This is a genomic window from Flavobacterium sp. XGLA_31 (assembly GCF_051547105.1).
In the GTDB taxonomy this organism is placed as follows: Bacteria; Bacteroidota; Bacteroidia; order Flavobacteriales; family Flavobacteriaceae; genus Flavobacterium.
The window spans coordinates 220054-241572 of the sequence record NZ_JBPTTM010000003.1 but is presented as its reverse complement, the minus strand read 5'-3'; the positions used below and the strand labels follow the sequence as shown (position 1 = coordinate 241572).

At 43.6% G+C, this 21519-nt stretch carries 5 protein-coding genes; 3 read left to right on the top strand and 2 right to left on the bottom strand.

All coding sequences use genetic code 11. From position 1 onward, the window contains the following. Positions 1-242: 242 nt before the first annotated feature. From ACSVH6_RS07585 to ACSVH6_RS07575, 3 genes are all read left to right on the top strand, one after another. The gene (locus ACSVH6_RS07585) at positions 243-581 is read left to right on the top strand and encodes a hypothetical protein (RefSeq protein WP_438077131.1); all 339 of its coding nucleotides are present in this window, start codon (positions 243-245) and stop codon (positions 579-581) included. Positions 582-661: 80 nt separating this feature from the next. After that, positions 662-16129, top strand: coding sequence for a GEVED domain-containing protein (locus ACSVH6_RS07580; RefSeq protein ID WP_438077129.1), 15468 nt, complete (start codon positions 662-664; stop codon positions 16127-16129). Positions 16130-16160: 31 nt separating this feature from the next. After that, on the top strand, positions 16161-19100 hold the full coding sequence (locus ACSVH6_RS07575) for a T9SS type A sorting domain-containing protein (protein ID WP_438077127.1): 2940 nt from the start codon (positions 16161-16163) through the stop codon (positions 19098-19100). Positions 19101-19524: 424 nt separating this feature from the next. Here the strand turns inward: ACSVH6_RS07575 and ACSVH6_RS07570 are convergent, their stop codons facing one another. Both ACSVH6_RS07570 and ACSVH6_RS07565 read right to left on the bottom strand, forming a co-directional pair. Beyond that, on the bottom strand, positions 19525-19740 hold the full coding sequence (locus ACSVH6_RS07570; protein ID WP_438077125.1) for a hypothetical protein: 216 nt from the start codon (positions 19738-19740) through the stop codon (positions 19525-19527). 77 nt (positions 19741-19817) lie between these two features. After that, on the bottom strand, positions 19818-21407 hold the full coding sequence (locus tag ACSVH6_RS07565; RefSeq protein ID WP_438077123.1) for a peptide chain release factor 3: 1590 nt from the start codon (positions 21405-21407) through the stop codon (positions 19818-19820). Positions 21408-21519 lie beyond the last annotated feature (112 nt).

Sequence of the window (21519 nt, the reverse complement as noted above, 5' to 3'; positions counted from 1 at the left end):
TTATTTGGAATAAATTGTATTTCTTTTTGAGTACTTTTCTGTTTAACGATTCATTTCTTTGCAGATTGCTATTTTTTAACATAAAACCTTTGCAAGTTGGTAGTATTTTTTTGCAGGACTATAGTCCGTTGACTACACGAATTGTTCGTTTATCGATTTTTAGGTGCAATGGTCGATGTTTTTGATTTTTTGTTTTCAGCTTCTATATAATTTATATATATTAACAACCTTTTAACAAAACTATGGCGTTTCCAATGGTTAACAATTACGTTATGTTTACTTCACAATTGCTTATAGTAATGCGCTTGGTTTTTTCCGTGCGTTTTGCCACTAAGCTGGGTGATTTTACATCCTCCGGAAGAAGAAGCAAGCGGTATTTGTGGTTTGTTAAGGCGGTAACTTCGGTTCAAAAAGCCTTGGCAGACAACACACCGAATCGTTTGTTTGCGTCATTGCCTTATGCTTTCAATCATTTTCTGATGTCCACGGCTGCCGAAGGGCGGGGCGGGGGCGGCGGTCACGGTCCCTTGGTGCCGAAAGACCGACAGCGAAATGATTTTGCTGCTTTCCGTTTTTCTTAACAAACCACATACCGATATGAAAAAACGACCCTAAGTTGTAAACCATATCAAACAATTTTATTTAACCCAATTTTTTAATTATGATGAATAACTACAATTCTTTACATGACAGTTCGAGTACTTCGTGTAAAAGAACGTGGCGAGAAAAGGCGGTACTGCTGCTCTTTTTTGTCATGTTCAGTGTTTTTGGAGTTAATGCTCAGGTCACGACTAATGGAGGGTCCGGTTTAGCCGGGACTTACGGAAGTTTGGCCAGTGCCATTACAGCCTTGAACGGAGCGACTATTTCATCCCCTGTAGTGATTACACTGACAGGTAATGAAACGGCGCCGGTCGGCGGTTACAACATAACCGCTACGGGTACATCAACAAACACCATCACTATTCAGGGAAGTTCCAGCACGATTACGGCTGCGACGGGTCTGACCAGTGGGGCGTTGAATGATGCTATCTTCAAGATTACGGGAGGTGACTGGATCACCATCCAAAACTTCACCATGCAGGAGAATGCCGCGAACACTACGACTACGGCAGCTTCCAACAACATGACAGAGTTTGGGGTGGCGTTGTTCTATGCCACCACCACGAATGGAGCGCAAAACTGTACCATTCAAAACAACACCATCACGTTGAATCGTACCTACCAAAATACTTTTGGGGTGTACAGTAATTCAACGCATTCGGCTACTACTGTTACTACTTCTGCTACTGCTACCACCACTTCGGGAGGTAACAGCGGACTTAAAGTTTACGGGAATGTGATCAGCAATGTGAACATGGGTATTTTGGTGATTGGGCCAACTGCTATTGCGGATGTGAATACCGGGATTGATATTGGAGGTTCATCTTCCACTACCGGAAACACCATTTCTAACTTTGGTACTACCGGAACTTTTTCCGGCTATGCTAACGTTTCAGGTACTGTAAACGGAATCTTGGTTCGTAACTCTAACGGATTCAATGTATCGTACAACAGCATTACTTCTTCTAATGGAGGAGTGACTTCAGGAACTTTGAATGGTATTCAAATTGCTGGAGCCTCGAATGCTCCTACGGCCACATTTACGAATAACATTACGAATAACACCATTGCTTTAACTACTGGATTTAGTGGAGCTATTAACGGAATTACTTATCCGTCCGGTTCTGCCAGTGCAACCAGTGTGTTAAACGTAAATAACAATAACTTTACTGCTGCTACTTCAACAGTAACCAATTCAGGAACTATAGTTTTGATTTCTGTTGCCAGTACAAACTTGACGACAAATATCAATAGTAACACCTTTACTAATATTGTTTCTAATACAACGGGAAGCTTTACCTTTATGAGTTATAGCTATACTATGCCGGCAGGTGGTTCTCAAACTATAAATGGGAACTCAATTGTGACGGCTTTTAGTAAAACCGGAGCAGGTGGAACCGTTACGGGAGGAACAAGTGGTTCGAGTTCTCCAAATGGAACATTTCATACCTTTACAAACAATAATTTTTCAAACATTACTGTAACCGGCGCTACCGGAATTACCGGTGTGACTAATTCAGATGGATCTAGTTCAAGTGCAACAAGAACTGTAACGGGTAATACCTTTAATAACTGGACCGGAGGGACTAGTGCTATAACGGCTATTAATTACAATTATATTGGAGGTACTACTTCAACTATCAGTAATAATACTGTAACTAATATTACAGGTCAAAGTACTGTTACCGGTATCAATATTGGTTCTTCTGCAAGTTTAGCTACTACTCTTAATGTGGCTAATAATACTATATCAAATTTAACTTCAACAGGAACTGGTAGTACTGTAACAGGTCTATCTTGTTCTAATGCATCAACGACTATTAATATTAATGCTAACGCAATTAACACTTTGTCATCGACAGGTGCTTCTGCGGTTACAGCTCTTAGTATTGGTGGTGGCGCAACTACTAACGTTTATCAAAATAAAATTTACAACATATCAGGAAGCAATGCTTCTTCTACGGTAAACGGTATTTTGATTTCGGCAGGGACGAATGTTAATACTTATAACAACACCATCGGTGATTTGAGAGCTTCAATTGCTTCAGGTACTGATGTGATTAGAGGGATTAGTATTACGTCTTCTACCGCTACGTCTAATCAGAGAGTATATTATAACACTATTTATTTGAATGGAACATCAACAGGAACTAACTTTGGTTCTTCGGGTATTTTCCATACGTATAGTGCTACTGCTACTACTGCTGCTTTGGATATGCGAAATAATATTGTTGTGAATGCGTCGGGTGCTAACGGTACCGGATTGGCAGTAGCCTTTAGAAGAAGTGCTGCTACTGATTTGAACAACTATGCTTCTACGTCTAACAACAACTTGTTCTACGGAACCAGCGGAACTTTCAACAACGGAACCAATTATGCGTTTGGTGCTTTCCAAACGTTGGTAACTCCTAGAGAGACCGCTTCCAAATCACAAAATCCAACGTTTGCGAGTACTACAGGATCTGCCGGTACTTTCTTGCATTTTGCTGACTTAGCGGTTAACTTAGCCGGAGCTAATGGTCAGGCAATTGCCGGATATACTACGGATTTTGACGGTGATACTCGTGACGCTTCGACTCCGGATATCGGTGCCGACGAATGGAATAACGGAACGATTACCGCTCCAACCGTAAGCAGTTTTTCACCTACTAACATTTGTGTTCAGGGTGGACAAACCATTACGCTTAACGGAACCAGCTTAGATACGGTTACTTCGGTATTGTTCAATGGTCCTTCAGGAATTAACCTGGCCGGTACCATTACCGGAACCCCAACAGCTACCAGCTTAACGGTTATTGCTCCTGCGGGTGTGGTTGACGGAGGTATTATTGTAACGAACCCAGCCGGGTCGTTTGATACCACATCAACTATTACTTTTGTGCAGGCGCCTTCTCCTACGGTAGGGGTTTCTTCAGGTGTTACTATCTGTTCAGGAACCAATACTACACTTACCGCTACCGGAGGCAGTACCTATTCTTGGACACCATCCTTAGGGTTGAACGGGACTACCGGAGCCACTGTAATTGCGAACCCTACAACCACTACCACTTATACCGTAACCGGTACGAGCGCAGTAGGATGTACGGCTACCGCCAGCGTTACAGTAACGGTTACTCCTTCGCCAACAGCTATTACGATTGCTCCTCCGGCTTCTTTCTGTACCGGTGGGGTAGCAACCTTAACAGCTACCGGTGGTGCTTATTCTACGAATAAGTTTTCCGACAACATGGATGCTGCTTCAACGAACTTTACAGCAGCCACTGTTTCGGGAACAACCACTACCTCTGCAACTTTGAATACTACTTATTTTGCTGAAGGAACAGGGTCTGTATTATTTAATACTACCGGTGTTAGTTCTGTAGCTACATATACATTAAATTCTAATGTGAATTTAAGTGGAGCTACTACTGCACAGTTGACTTTTTCACAGATTTGTGCCACTGAAGCGGGCTGGGATTATTGTTATATCGAGTATTCTTCTAACGGAGGAACTACTTGGACTACTTTCCCTACTACCAGCTATGCAGGTACAGGTACTCTGAAAAATTCAGTGGTAAGTTTCGATAAGTCAAGTTATTCGGATTGGGGAACAGCCATTACAGGTACTGCTTCAACTCCAACGAATGCGCTTTGGAAAACAGAGACCATTAACATTCCGGTTGCGGCTTTGACCAGTCAATTTAAAATCCGTTTCCGTTATACTACCGATTCGAGTAGTAACTACTTTGGATGGTTGATTGATAATGTTAAGATTTCTTCAGTTGCACCACAAGTGGTGTGGTCTCCAACGACTAATTTATACACAGACGTTGCTGCTACTACGGCTTATACCGGTACAGCAGCTTCAACTGTTTATGCTAAGTTAACTTCAGCAGCCACTTATACAGCAACTTCTACATTAGATTCTTGTTCGGCTACTGCTACTGTTACCGCTACGCCAAATGCGTTACCAACCATTTCTACGAATGGTATCACTATTTGTGATGGTGGCGCCGGAGCGGCTTTATTAGCTACGGGAGGAACTTCATACAGTTGGTCACCGGCTACCGGTTTATCGGCTGCTAATGTGGCTAACCCAACTGCCAATCCTACTGCTACCACTACCTATACGGTAACCGGTACCGATGCCAACGGTTGTCAAAACACCGCTACGGCTACCGTAACGGTAAATAACCGTGTAATCATTACAGCACAACCTGCCAGTGCAGTTGTGCTTGAAAATGACCCGGCTTCTTTCTCTGTAAGTGCTACCGGAACCGGTTTGACTTACCAATGGGAAGAATTTGACGGTGCTTCTTGGAACACTTTGACCGGAGAAACTTCGGCTACTTATAGCATTGCTTCGGCCGGTGCTTCTTTAAATACACACCAATACCGTTGTATTGTTTCGGGAACTTCGCCTTGTGCCCCTGTTACTTCCAGTGCTGCTGTCTTGACAGTAGGTAACGTGAGTATCACCGCACAGCCAAGCAACCAAACCATTTGTAGCGATGCTACGGCTACGTTTACTGTAGGAACTACAGGTACGGTAACTTCTTACCAATGGCAGTACAGCACTAACGGTGGTACGACTTGGACAGATGTAGCTACCGGAGGTACTACGGATACGTTAGTAGTTGGTTCTTTGAACGCTACCAACACAGGTACCTTATACCACGTGGTATTGAACGGAAGTGTTACTTCGAACAGTGCTTCAGTAACCGTGCGTGATGCGGTGGTATTTGATACTCATCCATTAACGCAAGCGGTATGTAGCGGAACCAATGTAACGTTCTCTACTTTAGCTTACGGTACAGGGGTAACCTACCAATGGCAAATGAGTACTAACGGTACGACTTGGAACAATGTTTCAGGTGCTACGGCCACGTCTTATACTTTGAACGGTGTAACGGGTGCTTTGAACGGTACGCAATATCGTGTTATTGCTACAGGAACTTCTCCTTGTAGTCCGGTTACTTCGAATGTGGCAACCTTAACCGTTACTGATGTAACCGTTGCGGCTACTGCTACTTCACTTTGTATCGGTGCTTCTACTTCGTTAAGTGCTACTTTTACAGGAGCTCCTGATTATACTACCGCTACTTGGTCTTCGACTACAGGAAGTGGTGCTGAGACAGCGGTATCAGGTACTTCGGCTACGGTTACTCCAACCGCTGCAGGTACTTATGTATATACCTTCTCCACCAACGGTACTTGTCCGTTTACCAAAACCGTAACGGTGACCGTAAATGCTTTACCGGTTATTTCTTCTGTTACCGCTACACCTGCTGCGGTTTGTAGTGATGCTTCAATTGCTTTAACAGGTTTAAGCGTAGTAAGTGCTAACGGAACTTCTGCTTTAGGTGCGGGAGGTACAGCTAGTTCTTCTACAGGAAATTCAATCTTCCCGGGTTCTTGGGGAGGTACTAAATCTCAGTACTTAATCAAAGCTTCTGAATTGACTGCTTTAGGTTATGTGGCAGGAAATATTACTTCTGTTGCTTTTGAACCTACTACTTCAGGTCAAACTTATCAAGGATTCTTTGTAAGTATCGGTACGACTACTGCAACAGCCTTAACCACTACCTTCTTGGCGAATGGAACACAGGTGTATGCAGGTACTTTAACCGATAACGGATTTACACCGGTTGCTAACGCGGTTAATACGTTAGCTTTTGGTACCGGTTCAGGTTCTGCCAGCAGTTTTGCTTGGGATGGAACTTCGAACATTGTTCTTACCTTCTCATGGAGTAGAGTGCCATCGGCTACTACAGCTACAGCTTCTACCATGAAATCAGATACTGTAGGTTTTGTTTGTGGAACTTACAAACAAGCTGACAGTCAAACTCCGGCTGCTATGTTGGCTCAAACTACAGGTACTACTGTAAGTGTTCGTCCGAGATTTACTTTAGGAGGTGTTATAGCGTCTAACGTTGCTTCTTCTTACACTTGGTCATGGAATACTACTCCGGCTGTAACAACTGCTACCGGAACTACTTCGGTAAGTAATACAACCGGTAGTGCTATCACGCAAACGTTTACCGCTACGGCTACTTCTGCTGCGGGATGTACTAATTCAATGACAACCAGTGCGGTAACGGTGAACAGTACGATTCCGGCTCCAACCGGAACAGACAGTACACAATGTGGAACCGGAACGCCAACTTGTTCTGTAACAGGTTCAGGAAGACCGGGGAATACCTTCCATTGGTACACTGTGTCGACTAACGGTACTGCTTTAGCAGGACAGTCAGCCAGTACATTATCTTCTTATCCGGTTTCAGCCAATACTACGTTCTATGTATCGGAAGTAAGTGCTGATGGATTGTGTGAAAGCCCAAGAACAGCTGTTAACGTGACTGTTACAGCTCCTTATGCGTTTACCTTATCTACAGGTACAATGACCAACTGTAGCGGATCGGCTTCTTTGACTCCGGTAACTATTGCTACAAATGGTGGTTATACCGCTTATTCATGGTCTAACAACGGTACGGTAAGCGGAAATGAGACTACCGGATGGTATTTCAGCCCGACTACCACGACTACGTATACTGTGACGGCTACCGGCGGTGGTTGTTCAACTACGGCTTCAGTTGTGGTTACTCCAGTCGCTTTACCAATTGTAACTGTTACTCCTTCACCGGCGGCTATTTGTGTTGGTAGCTCTTCAACTTTGACAGCCTTAACAACTACTGTTGCTTCAGGAACTGTTACAATAGGTACCGGTACAACTTTGACAAGTGCTACGACTCAACCAACGGCATTCTGTAACAGATGGCCATCATATCGTATGCAAACTGTTTATACCGCTGCAGAATTGCAAGCAGCCGGTTTAAGTGCCGGAAACATTACGGCTATGGCGTTTAACATCACTACTTTAGGAGATGGTGCTACTAACGCAGGCTTTGAAGTAAAAATCGGAAATACTACTTCATCTACTTTATCAGGTGATTTCGTATCTACCGCTAGTGGATTTACTACAGTTTACCCATCACAAACGTATACCCATACAGCTTCAGGATGGCAAACAATTCCTTTCTCAACGCCATTTGCTTGGAATGGAACTTCTAATATTATTGTAGAGGTAATCCACAGTGGTGCTGATTTGACTAACAATTCAATCACTTATTATACTGCAACTACAGGTAATACTGTAGCATATACGACTACTGCGTCAACCAATGCAGCAAGTTTCAGTACTAATCGTTTGAATGTACAGTTTTCTGGCCAAACGAATACTTCAGGAGTAGGTACCTTATCTTATTCTTGGAATGGTTCTTCAACTACTGGCAATGTATTAACAGATAGTCCTACGACTACCACTACTTATACAGCCTATGGCTTGAATGGTACAACAGGTTGTATCGGTTCTGCTTCGGCTACCGTAACGGTTTACAATACGCCAAGTGCTCCAACTGCTACTGACGGTGCCCGTTGTAGTGCCGGTGTGGTAACCACTGCTACTGTTGCAGATACCAACGGCTTTACGACACCTACCTTTAAATGGTATGCCGATAATGTAACGACTACAGCTTTACAAAGCAGTACTTCTGCTTCGTACACCACCAGCATCAGTGCTACAACTACTTTCTACGTGTCTGTAGTAAGCCCTGGAGGTTGTGAAAGTGCTCGTACTCCAATTACATTAACTGTCAATACTCCGGCTACGTTGACCGTATCTCCGGAAGCTACTGTTTGTACAGGAGGAAGTACTACGTTAACCGCCAGTGGTGCAGTGTCTTATACATGGACACCGGCTTTAGGCTTAAACGGAACAACTTCAGCTTCTGTGGTGGCTACACCGGGTGTTACAACGACTTACTCTGTTAACGGAGTAGATGCCAACGGTTGTACTACGGCTGCCGCTACAGTGAAAGTGAATGTAGCCCCTTATCCTGCTACAGTTACCATTACACAAGGTGCCGCTTCATTGTGTGCCAACAGTGTGATGTCATTGACTGCTGCAGGAGGTAATATCGGAGGTTCAGGATCGAGCACTTTAGGTGCCGGTGGTTCTACCAGTACTTCTGCAGGTGTGAACCCATTCTATGGAGGTTACGGAGGTGTGAAAACACAGTTCTTAATCAAAGCTTCTGAATTAACTGCTTTAGGTCTTTCGGCCGGTAATCTAAACTCTTTAGGGTTGGATTTAACCACTGCAGGTTCTACTTTGAGTAACTTAGGAATCAGTGTGGGTGCTACTTCATTAACGGCATTGACTACTAACATTGAAACAGGTTTGACTTCTGTATATTCTACAGCGAGTTTTGTACCTGCAGTAGGTATTAATACCTTTAATTTCTCTACTCCATTTGCATGGAACGGAACTTCGAATGTAATCATCAGTTTCTGTTGGAGTAATGCTAATACATCCAATACAGTTTCGACTGTTAAAGTGGATGCTCCAGGCTTTACTTCTTCTAACGCACGTTATGTTGACAGTGTGTCAGCTACTGATGTATGTTCTTACACAGGTAATACTACACCTTCAGGATGGAATGGTGCCGCTACTACAGGAACCAGCAGACCTAAAATGGTCTTTGGTTATTCAACTGTAGCTACTACACCAATAACTTGGTCTCCAACGACTGATTTGTATACCGATGCCGCAGCTACTACTGCCTATACCGGTGGTGCTGCTACAGTAGTATACACTAAACCGTCAGGAGATATTACATATACGGCTACAGCCAGTAACGGTGCTTGTACTACAAGTGCTACTACTACAGTAACTCCAATTGCGCTTCCTGAATTTACTTTAGCAGACGCTACCATTTGTGGTGGTCAATCGGCTACTTTAACAGCTACAGGAGCCGGTAATACTTATGTTTGGTCTCCATCGACCGGATTGAGTTCAACTACCGGAGCTACAGTAACAGCCAGTCCAACAGCTACTACTACTTATACTGTAGTGGGAACCAGTGTATCTACCAACTGTGTGAATACCCATACGGTTACGGTTTCCGTAAACCAACCGGTGGTTATTTCAGGAATCAGTCCAACCAGCAACTCGGTACGTCCTACACAAAGTGCTACGTATACGGTAAGTGCTACCGGAGATTCGTTGACTTACCAATGGCAGGTAGATAACGGTGGTGGTTTTGTGGATATTACCAATGACAGTATGTATTCAGGAGCTACTACAGCTACCTTAAGTATTGCTGATATCACTTCAGACATGAACGGTTACCAATACCAATGTGTGGTAAGCGGTACGGAACTTTGTAGTTCTGCGACTTCTGATCCTGCCATCTTAAATGTGGATTCTACAGGTATTGATACGCAACCGGTTTCTGTAACTGCGTGTGGAGGCGGTGCTGCTAACTTTACAGTGGCTGCTTCGTCTGATGATCCGGAACAAAATGCTTCTATTTTCTATAACTGGGAATATAAAGTAGGTGCCGGAGAATTCCAAAGCGTTGTAGACGGATTTGACGCTACCACCGGAATTACTTTTAGTGGTTCTGAGACAGCTTCATTATCCTTAACCGGTTTGTCTGCTGCTAACACTGGTATTGTTGTTCACGCTATCGTGAACGGTTATATCTTCTCTTCTGATGCTACGTTAACTGTTAAAGCTCCGGTGGCTATTTCAGCTCATCCGGCTGACCAAACAGTTTGTGTGGCCGGTGGTACTGCTACGTTCAGTGTTACTGCTACAGGAGATAATTTAGGATACCAATGGCAATTTAGTACTAACGGTACTACTTGGTCAAACTATACCGGAACAGGTGCTACTACAGCCTCTATCGCTATTGTGAACCCGGCACTTGCTGCTAACGGAACCCAATACAGAGTGGTAGTTTCAGGTAATGCTGTTTGTGGAAGTTTGACTTCTAATGCAGCTACCTTATACATTAACAATCCTACGATCACGTCTCAGCCAGCGGCTGTTACCGCTGTGAGAGGAAACACAGCTACCTTTACAGTAGCGGCCAGTGCGGCTACTTCGTACCAGTGGCAATATGCTACGGCGTTGAACGGTACCTATACTGATGTAGTGGATGCTGCTCCGGCAGGAATCACTTACGGAGATGCTACTACAGCAACGTTATCAGTATACACTTCAGCTGCTGCCGCTACCGGTGGTGCTAAATACTACCGTTGTATCGTGACGAATAATGGTTGTACGGTTACATCAACAGGAGCTTTATTGACTCTAGTGGATTACTGTACTTCTAATGCTACTAATACAGGTGATGAAGAAATCTATAGTGTAACGGTTAACGGTAACTCTACAGATTCAGCGTACTCAGGAACTAACGGTTGTACTACCGTTGCGCCGGGTGCCGGTTCATTACTAAGTCAATATTCTAACTTTACTTCACTTGGTTCGTTGACCAGTGTGACACGTTTACAAAATGTAGCGTTCTCTATTGCAGAGGATGAGTGTGACGGAGCAACGTACTACAGCAACGGAGCTGCTATCTGGGTTGACTTTAACCAGGATGGTGACTTTGATGATGCCGGTGAGAAAGTATTTGTTGAAAATGCAACTACAATCAGTCCAAGAACTATTAGTGGTTCATTTGCAGTTCCTTTAACAGCCAACTTAGGAGATACCAGAATGCGTATCATCGTTGGTGAAGGACTTTCAGGTACCGGATTAGTACCATGTGGTACTTACGGATATGGAGAAACAGAGGATTATATTATTACAATCCTTCCGGCTCCTGCTTGTGACGGTACACCTGTTGCCGGAACAGCTACTGCTAGTTTATCATCAGTTTGTTACGGTGCATCAACTACTGTTGCCTTAAATGGTACTACAAGTGGTGTAACCGGTATTACTTACCAATGGTATTACTCATCTAACGGTACCACTTTCTCTGCTGTTTCAGGTGCTACTACTTCAACGTTGAGCACAGGAAGTTTAACAGCTGATGCTTACTACTATTGTACAGTTACATGTGCGGGCAGTGGTTTAACTGCTAACTCAAATACAGTAACTATTACAGTATCCAATCCTCAACTTACCGGTACAACTCCGGCCAGTCGTTGTGGTACAGGTACAGTTACTTTAGGTGCTACTGCTTCTTCAGGAGCTGTTGTTGGTTGGTATGCTGCTGCAACCGGAGGAACCACATTGGCTACCGGAACCAGCTTTACTACACCAAGTATTGCGGCTACCACTACGTATTATGCTGAGGCAAATACAGGTGTAGTTACTGCAGGTGGTTTAGGTAATACTTCTATCCCAACTTCGACCGGTGCTTCTGCTGAAAGAGGAATTGTGTTTACGGCTACTACGAGTGGAACTATTGTTTCGGCTCAATACTATTCTCCTACTACAAACGTAACGAATACCGTTACTGTTAAGTTGGTGGATCACGCTACCGGAACACAAATTGGTTCTTCTTTGAGCTTACCAATTGCACAAGGAGCTACTGCCGGATTCTATACTATGAACTTGAATTTACCAGTAACAGCCGGTACTACTTACCGCTTGTTGGCTTCATTCAGTTCATCAGTGAACAGAATCAGTTCAGGAGCTGATTATTCATCTGCCGCTTACAATAATTTGGCTCCAATCGGAACCATTACCAGCGGTTATGATTCAGGTGTTTCTACTACATCGTATAACTATTTCCATAATATCGTTGCGAGAACCAATGGTTGTACTTCAGCAAGAACTGCTGTTACGGCTACTGTGACTCCTCAACCAACAGCTACTATCAGTTATGCAGGAACGCCTTTCTGTAGTACTGCGGGTATTGGAAACGTTACCTTAAACGGAACTAATGCTTATACTGGTGGAACGTTCAGTTCAACTGCCGGTTTAACTATTGATTCAGTTACAGGTGCTATCGATGTGGCTGCCAGCACTCCTGGTACTTACACCGTGACTTATACTACCAATCCAATCGCAGATTGTGGAGCACAAACCGCTACTACTACGGTAGTAATCAACCAAGCGTTGACTTCAACGTTTGCTTATGATTTTGCTTCTTACTGTACTAACGGAGGTACTGCTACACCAACAGTTACCGGTACTGCCGGAACGTTTACAGCCAGTCCTGCGGGATTAAGTATTAATGCTGCTACAGGAGCTATTACTTTAGCTACTTCAGCTGCCGGAACTTATACAGTAACCAATACTGTAGTAGTGGCCGGATGTGCTAACAGCGTTTCTACTCAAACGGTAACGATCAGCACTGCGGTTGCGATTACATCACAACCGGTAAGTGTTTCTAAATTACCTACTGAGAATGCTACTTTCACAGTGGCTGCTACCGGAACAGGATTGACTTACCAATGGGAAGTTAATGACGGTTCAGGATGGGCTGCGATTTCAGGTGAAACAACAAACTCATTAACGCTTACGGCAGTTACTTCAGAAATGAACGGCTACCAATACCGCGTTGTGGTTTCAGGTGCCGGAGCTTGTGCTTCAGTGACCAGTTCAGCGGCTACGTTGACGGTAAGTACTGCAGCTATCGCTACGAATCCTGCTAATTATACTGCGTGTAGCGCAGGTGCCAATACGGCTACTTTTGCTATCACGACTACAGGGGATGCTACTTCTTTCCAATGGCAAATGAGTACTAACGGTACGACTTGGACGGCTATCACTAACGGTGGTAACTATGCCAATGCCGATACTGCTACGTTATCATTGTCAGGTTTAACCTTAGCTGATAACGGAACACAATTCCGTTGTGTAGTGAATGGTGTAGTATATTCTAACCCTGCTACATTAACTGTTAAAGCTGCTGTAGCTATCGGTACACAACCGGTTGCTGCTACAGGTTGTTCAGCTGGTGGTGCTTCATTCAGTGTTGCAGCTACCGGTGACGGTCTAGGATACCAATGGCAGGTAAGTACTAACGGTACTACTTGGTCTAACGTATCGGGTGCTACTTCATCAACTTTATTGTTGACCGGCTTAACTGCTGCGATGAACGGTTACCAATATCAGGTAATTGTTTCAGGTGCTGCGCCTTGTAGTGCTTTAACTTCGACTCCGGCTACTTTAACAGTAAACACTGCTGTTGCCATTACTACGCAACCGGCTGCTACTACTGTTTGTCCGGCTGCTAATGCTACCTTTACTGTTGCTGCTACAGGAACAAGTTTAGGTTACCAATGGCAAATGAGTACTAACGGTACTACCTGGTCTGATGTTTCAGGAGCTAATGCTTCTTCATTAGTGGTTTCAGGTGCTACTTTAGCGATGACTGGTTACCAATACCGCGTTGTGGTTTCAGGTGCTGCACCTTGTGGCGCTGTTACTTCAAGTGCTGCTGTGCTGACTGTTAGTCAACCGGCTGCTCCGGTAATTACTCCGGCTACTGCTACTATCTGTCCTGGAAGTGTTCAAACTCTTACCGTTGACGGAGGTTCAGTAACTAAATACAGCAACAGTTTTGATACTGCTTCAGGCTTTGCTTTAGGAGGAACAGGTTCACCAACTGCTGTTGTAAATACAACGTATCAATCAGAAGGAACCGGATCGTTACGATTCAATACGACTGCTACATCAGTAGCTGCCACGTATACCATGACTTCTAATGTTGACTTGTCAGGATTGACCAGTTCACAGTTGACCTTCAGTCATCAAACATTGATGGAAGGCCCAACTACTTCATACGATTATGGATATGTTGAGTACTCTGCTGATGGTGGTACTACTTGGGTTACTTTCCCTACTACCAGCTACGTAGGAACTGCTGCTACTGCTGTATTTACAGGTGGTAATACCCGATTCACTACGAAGAGTTACCCTGATTGGATCACGAACTTCACAGGTACCGGTTCATTACCGAACAATACTTTGTGGAAAACTGAAACGTTCAATATTCCTGCAGCGGCTTTAACCAGCCAATTCAGATTACGTTTCCGTTATACTACGGATTCATCAACTAACTACTACGGTTGGATGATTGATAATGTTAAGATTACAGCTCCTAATGCCACTGTATGGTCACCAACAACCGGTTTATATACCAATGCGGGTGCTACTACAGCGTACACAGGAACGAATCTTCAAACAGTATATGCTAAACCAAGCAGTACATCAACTTACACTGTTACGAATACTAACAACTTCGGTTGTACCAACTCTGCTACGGTTACGGTTAACGTAAATGCACCTTCAACTTTAGGTTCAATTGCTCAACCGTTGATTACTTGTTCAGGTTCTCAAACCACATTCACATTGACTGGTTTAGTACCTAACAGTACTTCTACTTTAGGATACACTATCAATGGTGTTGCTCAAACAGCAATTACCGGAGTTGTGGCTGATGCCTCAGGTAACGGTTCGTTCACAGTTGCTTTAGCAGCTGCAAACAATGGTAAAACATTAGCCATTACTACAGTAACCCGTACAGATGTTACTCCTAACAACTGTGCTACCACTATTTCGGCTAACAACACGGTAACTATCGCGGTGCAACCGTTGGTAACTTACTATGCTGATGCTGATGGTGACGGATTTGGTAACTTAGCAGTAACACAAGTTACTTGTCAAGGACAACCATCGGGCTATGTAACGAACAGTACGGATTGTGACGATGCTGATCCTACGAAACACGCTTCGTATCCATTCTACGTGGATGCTGACGGTGACGGATTCGGTGCAGGAACTGCAGTTTCATTGTGTGCTGTAAACGCTACTACGCCTCCTATGGCTGGTTACTCTGTAAACGGTACTGACTGTAACGATGCGGATGCTACGAAACATGCTTCATTCTCATTCTATGTGGATGCGGACGGAGATGGTTACGGAACCGGAAGTTTGGTAAGTGTATGTGCGGTTGACGCTTCTACACCACCTTCAGGATACTCATTGAACAATACTGACTGTAATGATTCAGACAACGCTTCTCATGCCAACACTACTACTACTAGTAATGTAACGGCTTGTGGATCGTACACTTGGTCAGTAAATGGTGCTACTTATACAACATCAGGTACTTATACTTATGTTGTGAACAGCTGTCATACTGAAGTGTTAAACTTGACTATGGCTTGTTCTTCAGTAGTTACTGTGAAAATGATGATTCAAGGTTACTACGCAGGATCAGGTGCTATGACCCCTGTATTAGCTAACCAAGGAGTTGGTTCAAGTACAACGGATGTTGATAATGTAACTATAGAATTAAGAGATTCGTCTACTTATGCTTTGGTAGCTTCTACTACGGCTATGTTACAAACAAACGGAGATGCTGTAGCGACGTTCCCTGCTTTAAGTGGTTCTTACTACATTGCTGTGAAACACAGAAATGCAGTTCAAACCTGGAGTGCTAATCCTGTAGCTGTTAGTGGTACACCAACAACTTACGATTTCACTACGGCAGCGAGCCAAGCATATGGTGATAATATGGTGAACTTAGGTTCAGGCGTATACGGATTCTATTCAGGAGACCTTACTCAGGACGATTTTGTTGACTTCTCAGACTTTACCGCTTGGGAAACTGACTATAATAGTTCAGCAATGGGTAACTATGCTACTGACTTAAATGGTGACGGATTTGTTGATTTCTCTGATTTCACTATCTGGGAAGGCAATTACAACGGTTCTGTTTACTCAAGTCATCCATAATTAACTATATTTACATTAAATAATTATTAATATGAAAACAAGAATCATGATTAAGAATCTAAGATTAGGTTTGCTGACCGTTTTCTTAATGATGGTATCTGTTGCAGGATATTCCCAGGCTTGTACTGGGAATATGGCAACGGTTACCCTTCAGAACTTCTCGCAGACATCTAATACTGTAGAGTTTGATATTTACCTGGCCAATACAGGTACAAACACTATGTTGTTAAACGGTGCGGCGATTACAGTTTTGCATAATGCGGGTGTTTTACCGGCAGGGGCTACGGGTACAGTAACCTGTATTCAACAGCCTTCGGTATGTGACTTCCCGAATTATCCTGCAGGAACGGTTCAGACTTATAACGCCACTAATAGAAATATTAGATACCAAGGAGCTGCTAACACAGCACCAACGGTAGCACTAACAAGTACGCCTAAAAAGTATTGTAGAATGCGTTTCACGAGTTCTTTACCGTGGGCACAATCTACTCAGGCGCAGTTTACGATTAACCCTGTGAATTTGGCACCAAACTTTGGTAGTCAGGTACAGGTATATTGTAACGGTAACATTACTTCAACTACGTTGATGACCAGTACAACACCAGATGCTACGTTGACATTGGGTGGACCATACACTTATCCGTTGAACGATATTGTATGTGCTACAGCAGCTGCTCAAACAGCTTCTACACCGGTTAGTTGTTTTGGCGGAACGAATGGTACTTCTACCATTACGTTGTCACCGGTGCCAACGAATTCGGCTATTACCTATACCGTTGACGGAGGTTCATCGCAAAATGCTACGCTATCGAGCGGTGCGTTTACTATCAATGGCTTGACAGCCGGTAATCACGAGGTGGTGATTACAAACAGTGGGTGTGGTAACCTAAGTGCTACCGGCGTTACTGTAGGTACACCGGCTCAGTTGACTAACTCAACTACGGCGTCAGCTTGTGGCAGTTATACTTGGTCGGTTAACGGTCAAACCTATACGGCTTCAGGAACCTATACTGCTACAAACAACAGTGGTGCTTGTCCGGTAGCGGAAACGTTACATTTGACGATTACACCAGAAACCAGTAATACTACCACTGTAACTACTTGTGGTAGCTATACTTGGTCAGTAAATGATGTTGTGTATACTGAAACCGGTATTTACACTGAGGTTCGTGATTGTCATACAGAAGTGTTGGATTTAACCATTGCTCCTCAGGCTATCTCTACTCAACCAGCGAGTACTTATATCTGTAGTGCTGTAGGTTCAACAGCTACTTATACTGTAGCGTCTAACATGTCAAATGCTACTTATCAGTGGCAGTTCAGAAAAGTATCAGCAACCTTGCCGGATCCGGCTTGGACCGATATTACTACTGCTAATGCCGGTTTGACGTACTCAGGGTACAATACGAATACTTTGTTGGTTACCAGAGCAACAACAACACTTCCAGCTGTAGGAACTCAATACCGAGTAATCGTTACCGGAGCTTGTGGTGCTGTTACCTCAGATTTGGCAACCATTACGATTTACTCTACTGCTAAAGGAGGTACTATTACAGCGCCGGCATCAGTATGTTTAGGTAGTGATATTACGTTTACTTTAACTAAATATGCAGGTACTTCATTCCAATGGCAGTCTTCGCCAATTTCAACGGCGACAGCACCGGGTGTATTTACCGATATTCCGGGAGCTACAGGTACTTCGTATACTATTGTAGGAGCTACAGCCGGTATGGATAGATCGTACCGTGTTTTAGTAACGAACTCTTGTACTAATACTACAGCTTACTCTCCAACTAAAACCATCAAAGTGGATCCGACTTCCGTTGCGGGTAACCTTACTTCAGGTGGTGGTGTAGTTTGTGCAGGAAGCAACGGTACTTTGAAAGTAGCGGGTTATGTTGGAAAAATCCAATGGCAATACTCTACTGACGGAGAAAACTATGTGAATGCGCCTAAAGCAGCTGATAACCAAACCGTACCGTTTGGTACTACTTCTGTTAGCAGTACTGCGGCTACTTACTTAGTAACCGGAATTTCTACTGAGTTGTGGTTCAGAGCCCGCGTAACTAGTGGAGCTTGTTCTTCAAGCTACACCAGCGCTGCTCATTACACTATAGGAACAGCAGCATTGGCAGGTACTATTACGCCAGCCAGTACTACTTTATGTCCGGGTAACGGAACTACTTTAACGTTAAGCGGAGCGGTAGGAGTAATTACTTGGCAAAAATCAACGACTTGGACGGCTGCTACACCAACATGGGTTTCTTCGACGAACCATACGGATACGTTTGCTACCGGAAACTTAACAGTTTCTACGGCTTACAGAGCGATGGTTACTATCGGATCTTGTTCTACCGTGTACAGTGATTTAGTTTTTGTATATGTAGTTGCCAAACCATTGGCTAAAACTATCGTAGCCAATACTACTACACCTTCCGGTAAAACAGCTTTAACAGCGCTATGTACTAACGATGCTTCTAAAATCTTAACTGTAGGTGCCGGATCTATCGGTTCAGTACAATGGCAGTGGTCTACCACTTCAACTACATCAGGATTTACAGATATCGTTGGAGCTACAGGTAACAGTTATGTAGTGACTAACCCAGCAGTGGGTGCTAACTACTTCAGAGTTAAAATGAGCAACACTTGTGGTGTTGAAGTATTCGGAACTGCTATTACGGTTTGGTACAAAGATTGTACACCGGCGAAAGCTGAGGTGAAAGCACCATTCAATGTGGTAGCGTATCCAAACCCTTATACAGAAAACTTCAACTTGAGTCTAACAACTTCAAGTGTGGATACTGTAGGCGTTGCTATTTACGATATGACCGGAAAACTAATCGACCAACGTACGGTGAGACCAAGTGAGGTTTCTGACCTACAGGTAGGTGATCGTTATCCATCAGGTGTATACAACGTTGTGGTAACACAAGGAAGCGAAGTGAAAACACTTCGTGTGATTAAAAGATAATTCGTATCAATAGATTTATTTTTAAAGCCCTCTCCGGAAACGGAGGGGGCTTTTTTTATGAGTCCACCGCAGGATATTGTTGGCGGGACAGGAGGTGTTGGGAAAAAGATGTACATCATTGGAGTAAAAGATGTACATCTTTTGAATAAAACATATATATCTTTTGAATAAAACATATATATCTTTTGAATGAAACATATATATCTTTTGGATAAAACATATATATCTTTTAGATGAAACCGCGGTATCTTTTGAAAAATGCATCCGTTGCTTTTGGGAAAACTTTCAGCGATAAGATGAAAACGGTTGATGGCACAGTGTTGGATTTCTTGTGATGGCGCCAGGTGGCAGAATCGTTTTGTCCGGAGAGAAGAAAAAGGGTATAAAAAAACCTTCCGGTTGAAGGGAAGGTTTGTCAAGGGGTTTAGGCCTTTTTATTTTTTTGTTTGTAACTGTAAAAAACAACTAGCGTTCCTAACAGTGCTAAAAGAATCAGTTGGTTGTTGATGGGTGCCGGCGGCGGGTCACCACCTTCGAGTCCACCTCCTCCGGTGTCACCACCAGGCCCTGTTTGGGCAAACATTGCCACATTTGACATCAGGAAAAATACGAGTAGGCTAAGTTTAAAAAATTTCTTCATATTCAGAATGATTCATTCTTTGCAAATATAGCAATCATTTTTTAACCTGAAAACATTAACTGTTATATTAACGTTATTTAGTCAAATTCTGATGTAAAGAACAATTTTACATTAGGAAATTTGCTTTGCGTCATTTGAATGGTGAATTCAGAATCGGCTAAAAAGACCAACTGCCCGTATTTGTCGTGTGCTAAAAATTTCTGTTTGATTCGCTTAAACTCTTTGAACTCCTCGCTCTTAGGATCGGTTGGTTTTACCCAGCAGGCTTTGTGCACCGGGAAGTTTTCATAGCTGCACTTGGCTCCGTATTCGTGTTCCAAGCGGTACTGAATCACTTCGTACTGTAGTGCTCCAACGGTTCCGATAATTTTTCGGCCGTTCATTTCCAGCGTAAATAACTGGGCAACTCCTTCATCCATCAACTGGTCAATTCCCTTGTCCAATTGTTTGGCTTTTAACGGGTCGGCATTGTTGATGTAACGGAAATGCTCCGGTGAAAAACTCGGAATTCCTTTGAAACTCATCATTTCGCCTTCGGTAAGAGTGTCACCAATCTTGAAGTTTCCGGTGTCGTGCAATCCTACGATGTCGCCGGGGTAGGAGATGTCTACAATCTCTTTTTTCTCCGCAAAGAAGGCATTCGGACTGGAGAACTTCAGGGTTTTATTCAAACGCACGTGGGTGTAGGGTTTGTTTCTTTCAAAAGTCCCCGATACAATCTTCACAAAAGCCAGACGGTCTCGGTGTTTCGGATCCATGTTGGCGTGAATTTTAAACACAAAACCGCTCATCTTTTCTTCTTCGGGTCTGACCAATCGGGTTTCCGATTCTTTTGGTCGGGGAGCGGGCGCTATACGGATAAAGCAATCCAGCAATTCACGTACCCCGAAATTATTCAAAGCAGAACCGAAGAACACCGGTTGGAGGTCTCCGTTCAGATAGGCATCCCGATCAAAGGCGGGGTATACTTCACTAATCAATTCCAGTTCATCCCGGAGTTTTACGGCCGGTTTCTCGCCAATGATTTTTTCTAGTTCCGGACTGTTGATGTCAGAAAAGGCAATGGTGTCTTCTATGTTTTTACGGCTGTCCCCGCTAAAAAGGTTGATGTTTCGTTCCCAGATGTTGTAGATGCCCTGAAAATCATACCCCATTCCGATAGGAAAACTCAAAGGAGTTACGCTGAGTCCCAGCTTTTGTTCTACTTCATCCATCAAATCAAAGGCATCTTTTCCCTCGCGGTCCAGCTTGTTGATGAATACAATCATAGGGATGTTGCGCATGCGGCATACTTCCACCAGTTTTTCGGTTTGCTCTTCGACCCCTTTGGCCACGTCGATCACTACAATTACGCTGTCAACAGCCGTTAGGGTTCGGAAAGTGTCTTCAGCAAAATCTTTGTGCCCCGGTGTATCGAGGATGTTGATTTTGATGTCTTTATAGTTGAAGGCCAACACCGAGGTCGCTACCGAGATTCCTCTTTGGCGTTCTATTTCCATAAAGTCGGAAGTAGCTCCTTTTTTGATTTTGTTATTTTTTACTGCACCGGCTTCCTGAATCGCCCCTCCGAAAAGCAATAATTTTTCGGTCAGGGTGGTCTTTCCGGCATCGGGATGCGAAATAATTCCAAAGGTTCTGCGGCGCTGTATTTCTTTTAAAAAACTCATGATTTTCAATAAATAGTTTGCAAAAATACTATTATTTACTCATTATTTTGTCATGCGACTCCCAAGTAATTTTCGCCCCGACAATACTGTTAATAAAATTTTGTTAATACTA

What these genes read in the sequence shown, in the direction of transcription:
- ACSVH6_RS07585 (WP_438077131.1), top strand. Translation starts at nt 243, where the DNA reads ATGGCGTTTCCAATGGTTAACAATTACGTTATGTTTACTTCACAATTG.
- ACSVH6_RS07580 (WP_438077129.1), top strand. Translation starts at nt 662, where the DNA reads ATGATGAATAACTACAATTCTTTACATGACAGTTCGAGTACTTCGTGT.
- ACSVH6_RS07575 (WP_438077127.1), top strand. Translation starts at nt 16,161, where the DNA reads ATGAAAACAAGAATCATGATTAAGAATCTAAGATTAGGTTTGCTGACC.
- ACSVH6_RS07570 (WP_438077125.1), bottom strand. Translation starts at nt 19,740, where the DNA reads ATGAAGAAATTTTTTAAACTTAGCCTACTCGTATTTTTCCTGATGTCA.
- ACSVH6_RS07565 (WP_438077123.1), bottom strand. Translation starts at nt 21,407, where the DNA reads ATGAGTTTTTTAAAAGAAATACAGCGCCGCAGAACCTTTGGAATTATT.